The 6,934-nt window shown below is 45.3% G+C and carries 6 protein-coding genes; 2 read left to right on the top strand and 4 right to left on the bottom strand.

Annotation, left to right across the window (positions count from 1 at the left end; all coding sequences use genetic code 11):
- Nucleotides 1–194 precede the first annotated feature (194 nt).
- The gene (locus C0039_RS19530; protein WP_101519048.1) at nt 195–1,115 is read right to left on the bottom strand and encodes a hypothetical protein; all 921 of its coding nucleotides are present in this window, start codon (nt 1,113–1,115) and stop codon (nt 195–197) included.
- A gap of 364 nt (nt 1,116–1,479) precedes the next feature.
- Here C0039_RS19530 and C0039_RS21530 point away from each other — a divergent pair, with 364 nt between their 5' ends.
- Both C0039_RS21530 and C0039_RS19520 read left to right on the top strand, forming a co-directional pair.
- Nucleotides 1,480–1,860, top strand: a complete 381-nt coding sequence (locus C0039_RS21530) for an HNH endonuclease (RefSeq protein WP_101519047.1) — start codon at nt 1,480–1,482, stop codon at nt 1,858–1,860.
- A gap of 328 nt (nt 1,861–2,188) precedes the next feature.
- Nucleotides 2,189–4,492, top strand: a complete 2,304-nt coding sequence (locus C0039_RS19520; protein WP_101519046.1) for a DUF262 domain-containing protein — start codon at nt 2,189–2,191, stop codon at nt 4,490–4,492.
- A gap of 72 nt (nt 4,493–4,564) precedes the next feature.
- On the opposite strand, the gene C0039_RS21525 is transcribed toward C0039_RS19520, so the two are convergent.
- The 3 genes from C0039_RS21525 to C0039_RS19505 form a co-directional block, all read right to left on the bottom strand.
- A complete protein-coding gene (locus C0039_RS21525) occupies nt 4,565–4,744 on the bottom strand; it encodes a DUF2196 domain-containing protein (RefSeq protein WP_243391674.1) in 180 nt (59 codons plus the stop codon).
- A gap of 43 nt (nt 4,745–4,787) precedes the next feature.
- Complete coding sequence (locus tag C0039_RS19510) at nt 4,788–5,726, bottom strand: phospholipase D family protein (protein WP_101519045.1); 939 nt, start codon at nt 5,724–5,726, stop codon at nt 4,788–4,790.
- Nucleotides 5,727–5,810: 84 nt separating this feature from the next.
- A partial coding sequence (locus tag C0039_RS19505) for a hypothetical protein (RefSeq protein WP_207796494.1) occupies nt 5,811–6,934 on the bottom strand: 1,124 nt, incomplete at its 5' end.

Raw genomic sequence — 6,934 nt, 5'->3', positions numbered from 1 at the left:
TGTCCGCCGTGCCGGGGTAAAACCACGGCGTTGGCATAATATTGAGGAGTGGTAATCCGACTCCTAAGCGGCAGGTCGTGCGTTCGAATCGCGCCAGGCGGGCCAATTCCTATGGATTCATGAACTTATAGAGACTGCACCTGCCGATTTTATGGCAAGGGTCGCCTCCGAAAAGCCGCGGGTTATACCTTCGCCTACAGAGTCCGAGCCTGGTGGTCAGCCGCAGAATACCCTTTGGTGAAGGTACACCACATAAATCCCTGAATATCGATCATATCTTCCGGGTGTAGATGTGGATTATCCGACGCCAGCAAACGTTCCTTCAAATCCTGAGCAAACAACATCACCCGCTCATATGTATTCCAATTGAGCTGCGAATCGTAACCAATATCGAATCCTCGATTTGCCGCTGCTTCCTTGGTCATCTCAGGCTTTACGAACATGTATTGATCCGGTAGCAAGACAAACAATGGATAAGTAATGATCGGCCATTTACCAATATCGTATCGCTCCAAGATTCGTGCGGTACTTTCAAAACGGGACTTCATAGAATCCTGACCATAGACAAGATCGAACATCGCCTTACCAACGGCCTTCTGAGCCTCTGGGTTTTTCAGCGCGTCATTCAGCTTTATCATCTCAAACGATGCCAAGAGATTTAGCTTCGAGTAGAACCTGCGGATTTCCTGAGCAAGCTCCTCATAGCGCTTAGTATCGAGGTACCCTTTCCAGGATTCTTCGTTGAGATGCTCAGCGGCCCACTCCACAGCGGCAACTTTATATTCCCGTTCCTGCCCCGTGTACCACTCCCCCTTGAAACCCTCTGGAAAGTCTTCCAGAAAGCGCTTTAGGACCGATGGAAATGGTTCTCGATCGTATTTGGCTGCTACCTCTTCATCAACCAAGGCGTGTTCCAAGTATGTCCTCGCAAGGCCTGGATCCGCTACCTCTTCCAACATATCCCCAATGATAGTTTTTACTGAAGAAGTATTTTCAAAGAACAGCTTCACAGTATCGTCACGTTGGTCTTCGGTAACGATGCCCACTCCCCATTCCTCAATCATCCGGGGGTTACGTGCGAAATCGCCCTTCTTCCACTTATAGCAATAATCCATGTCATTCCTCTTACTTTACTTATCTGCATCGCCACTATGCCGCGGATACATTTAGTCGTCCAACCTGAACGAATAAATATGTCGTGAGATCGCGCGGGTTACAATTTAGTGGTTCTGTACGCTTGCCCTGCTTCCCCCTAGGCCTTAATCTGCCCTCTCGCATTTATCACAGGCGCAACGCCTGATATGTAGCTTAGTGCCCCAAGGCCCAAACGGCTCAAGGCAGGACTCGGCAGTCCGTGCTACTCGACGCAAGCCAAACGGCTGTGTAGTGATAACTAATTGAGGGGCGGCCGTACGGCCAGCCCTAGTCACGGGACGGACAGCCTCTTACCGCCCGGTGACATCAATTATTGGTATCACTATGCCCAAGTCGAAGAGGCGGAAATCCCTCAAAAAACCTCGTACCCGTGCGTTTCATAATCAGAGTGGTCTTTGCTACTACTGCCAACAGCCTATGTGGCTGACATCCCCTACTGAACTCACTGTGAATTATGGAATTACACACCGCCGGGCGATGCTACTTCGCTGTACTGGGGAGCATCTGATAGCACATGCAGAAGGTGGTGGTTCAAATAGCTCGAACATTGTCGCTGCATGCCTCTACTGTAACCGTCAGCGTCACAGACGGAGGGGTGATCTGCCTCCTGCAAGATTTCGTGATTTTGTTCGGAAAAGGATGAAACAAGGTCGATGGCACATGTTCTGTCCACGGCATCTGGAGGCCTCTGTAAGTATCCCCTGATTAGTTCCACGCATTACTAGAGTTTTTCTCCTGTTGAGGGTATCTCCATCCTAGGTCTAGGAAGTGGATACGTTCCCACCAGTATTGTCACATTTTTCGATGGACTGCTGGCCTATGCAAACAGCATATGGCATTGTGATTCGAATTTCCGGATAGAACAGCAATGGCTGTTTTGGTAAATATTTGAGTCTTAGCGGTATAGCCGAAAAGAAGCCATACCAAGTTATCGTTGTTATGTTACTTCCGCTTACCATGCCGTAGTTAGCAGATTCGTCACCGGATTATAATTGACCGATTATTTAGTGATCTAACGAAGGAACCGAATTCCGTGAGCATTTTGATATCAACCTTTCCTGATGTATCAAATGAGTTTACCCCTCAAGCTTATCCGCTCAAGGAGTTCTTCAGTCAAGGCCAGGTTGGGTTCTACATACCTCTCTATCAACGCCCGTATAGCTGGGACACAGACAATGTTGAACAGTTGATGGACGATCTAGTCAAAGGTATTGAAAGCACACTTACCGACTCCCAATCAGTCTCTTTTCTTGGCACTGTTATTCTGTGTCAGGAGCAACAGAAGAAGAAAAACATTCAACCGGTCGACCTTAGGGCACTCCCGACTAGCGTCTACAACGTCATAGATGGCCAACAACGAATTTCTACACTGGCGCTACTTGCAACTAGGCTATATCGCCTGACATACAAGTTTCTGGAAAACATAAAACCTGATCCTGAGCTTGGCGATCTAGTTGATCACCTTGAAGGAGAAATGGAGTCTCTAGAGAACTTCTTCAGCTTTTCTCTTTCAACAAAGAAAGCTGAACCAAAAGCCAAACCAGTAATCGTTCGTGGAAACCAAGATGAATGGACTTTAGATGGCGAAGATTCTAAATACACTTCACCCGTATCTCGATACTTGGCTGAATTTATCAGAGATATCTCCATCGGTGGAATAGATATCCCGGACAAAAGAACCTCATTTGGAAGAAATCTAAAAGTCATGGATGCATATCTGGAAGCAGTCATGAATGCGCATCAACAGAGTGAAAGCCACGTATCCTACCCTCATGCAAAAAAAATTCTATCTAGACTATCTGAAGAATTGATATGGAAATTTGATAGAGAGGAGCTCTCCGGGGCACTCAAAACCGGACCATATACTGATAGCAAGTGTGCAAAAATAGCCGCAGGCATTCAAATAAGTGTTCTATATCACTACTTGTTTGATAGGGCCTGCCTTTCGGTAATATACCCAAGTTCTGATGACTGGGCGTTCGATATTTTCCAGAGCCTAAACGCCACGGGAACACCATTAACTGCAATTGAAACATTCAAACCACTAGTGGTTAATACCGTTAATCAAAGCGGCAGCTACAAAGGATCTACATCAGAAAGACACTTTGATGAAGTAGACAATCTTTTCATCAATATGGATACAGTGGAGAAGAAAGCAAAGCTAACCAAAGAATTTCTCAATGTATTTAGCCTAGTGTATGAGGGAAGGTCCCTTTCCAATCACTTTAGCGCTCAAAGAAAATGGCTAAATAACACCTACAGTGACCTTGACAGTGACGCACAGAGGGAAGAGTTTATCCATCGGCTGTCTAACTCTGCCTCGTACTGGAAATACGTCAAGTGGTTTGATCACAACCAGTTAACTTGTTATCACGGGTTGAACTCGTTAAGCCCAGCCGAAAAACAAGAAGTGGTTCTCTGTGTCAGCTACCTTGATGATGCTGGGCACAGAATGGCCGATACTTTGTTAAGTAGATTCTATGCCTTGGTTATAAGGGGATCTCAGTCGTCAGATAGGGGTTTCTATGAAGTAGCTAAAGCTATATGCGCCTTTTTCACGCTGTGGCGCTCAATCGCTTCCAACACAGGACTTGATGAAGTCTATAGAAGGATACTCAGCAACTCTGACGACGACAGCATCCCAAAAATGTCCTGGGGCTCTAGTGTAGACTATAGCGATATAGACAAGCTGAAAGAGTACTTTCGCTCCGAACTGAAGCGAGAAAAAAACGTCGATTCCAAAAATAGCTGGCTACCAAAGGCCACCTCTAATCTCAAATACGACTCTGCTAAGACAGTCTGCAAGTTCGCCCTCTTGGTAAGCTCTCATAACACAATACCCGACAATGCCGAGCCGGGCTTAATGAAAGTAGGAAAAAGCGGCATTCATTCCTATTTCGATCACCAACATTGGATCTCGTCAGATTTAAAAACAATTGAGCATATCGCCCCTCATAAATCTGAAGGATCGAATTGGGATACAAAGATCTACAGTACTCAGCTCGAACACTCGGTGGGAAATCTTACTTTACTCCCTACTTCAATAAACAGCTCCGCTGGAAATCGATCATGGGAAGAGAAAGTATTGTACTTCAAGCACCTAGCACTAACAGACACTGCTACCCAGGATGCTCTAGAAAGTGAAGCTATCAACAAAGGCATCTCTCTGGCAGATGAAACAATCGAACTACTCACTGCCGCAAAGTATGCTAGTCACGTCACTCCGATTGTCGAATATGCGAACCATAACCACGCATGGAACACAGATGTTATTGAAAAGCGGGCAGAGCGAGTGTGTGACTTAGTCTGGGATAAAATGTGGCCCTGGTTGAACTAATCCAGCAGATATTAACGACCCTGCCTCTGAATCCAATTAAAAAACAGGATGTCGTCTTGTATCTCAGGCCACTCACTTCCTTGCTTGTATAGACTTGACCCTACCAACCTCTTTTGACTGGAGACGAACAAGAATCCCGTGAGGGTGCGTATTTGAAGAAGTCAGTATTTCTTCTATAACTCCTTCAACTAATAACTCTCTCGTTTTATCTGAACGAGGATTGATAGTAACCAGCAATCCAGGTCTTAGCATATTCCTCATTATCTTCACCTAACCATCCACATCACAATCCAATTCAAATCTTAGAAGAATTAAATGAAATCACCGTAGTCCTCGCAAAAGGCGTTAAGTCAAACTCGTCCTCGAGCATCGCACACCAGGAATACAAGGTAGCCACAAATTTCTTAACATCCCGGCGATACGGTGTTGGATCATCTAAAAGACTATTGTGTAGCTCCCTCGATACCCGCCCAAAGTTAACTGATTGATTTGTAAGCAAAATTTGAACCAACCAATGGTACAATCGCGTTCTTCTAAAAGATCTCGCCAGCGCTACTTCAGTTAGATCATCGATTTCTAGTGATAGTAAATCATAGTCATGCCTTACCGCCTCATCATTTAAGTCCAAATGCAGCAGTTCGGAAGGACTACAGAATAGAAGCTCGTTGACCCAAAGGTACGAGACGGGCTTTTGGATTTTCTCAATAATACTAAGTGCCCAACTGGTATCGGCCAATGGTGTTAAGGCGTTTTTTGAATTTGCGATATCGTCCCTCAATAGTTCAAAAAGGGCATCGTCCACCCAGACTACTTCATCATCAATGAAACTATTCACTTTAGATAGATCAGCTAAATCTATTGGGATCTTTGTGCCGAACTCATTATTACCTGTAGCCCCCAAGAATAATCCCTGCTGCGTGAGATTTGCGGAGCCAAGAAATAACTCTGCATCATCTATCATGTATAGCTTGCCATGTAGATTTAGATCTATGCCAAACGTCCAACCCTTCGCACGGCAGAACTCATAGACTTCAAGATCCGATGCTCCAGCGAGAATATCCCGCTTTTGCCATCTAGCAACGACAGATATGTCTTCAATATCGTCAGGAAAGCTTCGAGAAAGCTCCTCGAGGGCTGACAGCTTTACAAATGCCGAAGCAATAAAGCAGCGTCTATCGGCCGCCTTGAGGGAGGACCTCAATTCATCTGTAAACTCCCTCGAGTAGAGGATCAAGGCAGATCTTCTCCTATCACTATTTTGATTAGAACCAAGCCGCGGACGGCGACTACGACTTAGAGGGTAATCTGGATACCTTTACTACTCTTCATCATCCAAGTAGTCATCGAGCAACTGCCCCCAATCACGTCGTGCCATTTCTAGCTGCTTGAGTTTTTTCTCGCTTACACATTCTCGTTCCATACGAGCCCATCCGGCCAGGCAAATCTCAATCGCCTCTCTCTGGCTTTCGGGAAGTTTGCTCAATATATTCTTGGAAAAAACATGATTCGAATTGATCTGCAAAAGCGTAAAACCCTTTTTAGTCGAAACATCAAAGAAAGCCTCAGTCGCCATGGGCTGCTCTTCAACCCATACCTGCAATTGGTGATCCAAGATAGTCTTCGCCTTTTCTTCTGCGTTATCTACACCGGTAGTCTTTAACTGGTCCTCGAGTTCTTCCTTGGTGATAGTGGCAGGAGCTGTAGGATGAAGTTCCTCTCGTTCTTTGTTCTTCTGGTTGATTGCAGAATTCACGGGATCCACCTCGGGTGCACCGCCATCCACTGTTGGCTTGCCAATAACTGAAGTACCCTTCAGATTATAAGTATCCACACGCTTTATCAGCTTCTGTTCGACTTCCTTAATGTGACGAACTACTTCGTAGATCCTCAGTTTGGGGTCGTTATTTGCAAGCAAGTCTGACCTGTAATCCTGCTCTGACTCGAAACCTTCTCTTTCATAATCTTCAGATTCCTTCATCATCTTCAGATTTACGACATGCTGCTTGTTGTTAGTAACACCAAAGATATTGTCTAGAGACGGATCAAACGATATCTCAATACCGTACCAGCGACCCTTGTCCTTATAACTCGGGTTGATGAACTCCGGGGACAGAGCAAGCTCCCTTCCTGAGCGAACAATAGACAGCCCGTAATTCTTAGCAGCATGTTTACCCCAGACAGTTGATCCAATAAATCCTGAGGTAGTCGCTCTTATCGCATCCAGTACTGACTTCTTTAGAACACTGCCTCGTATGGTTACTTTCTGCTCTACTCCGTGCTCGTCTGGTATATAAAAATCATATTCACTGTCGTCGACGTATTCGAACATAGACTCACCAGCAAATTCCGCTGGTAAATCAGGCAAGGACGTATCTTTGAACAAATATAGAGGGTCATTTGCTGAGAATTGATGTTCTTCATTCACTATATACAGCGAGTTCT

Origin of the sequence: Pseudohalioglobus lutimaris, assembly GCF_002866825.1 — a bacterium.
Lineage (GTDB): Bacteria > Pseudomonadota > Gammaproteobacteria > Pseudomonadales > Halieaceae > Halioglobus > Halioglobus lutimaris.
The sequence above is the reverse complement of the archived record's forward strand: the minus strand, read 5'-3'. Positions and strand labels throughout refer to the sequence as shown.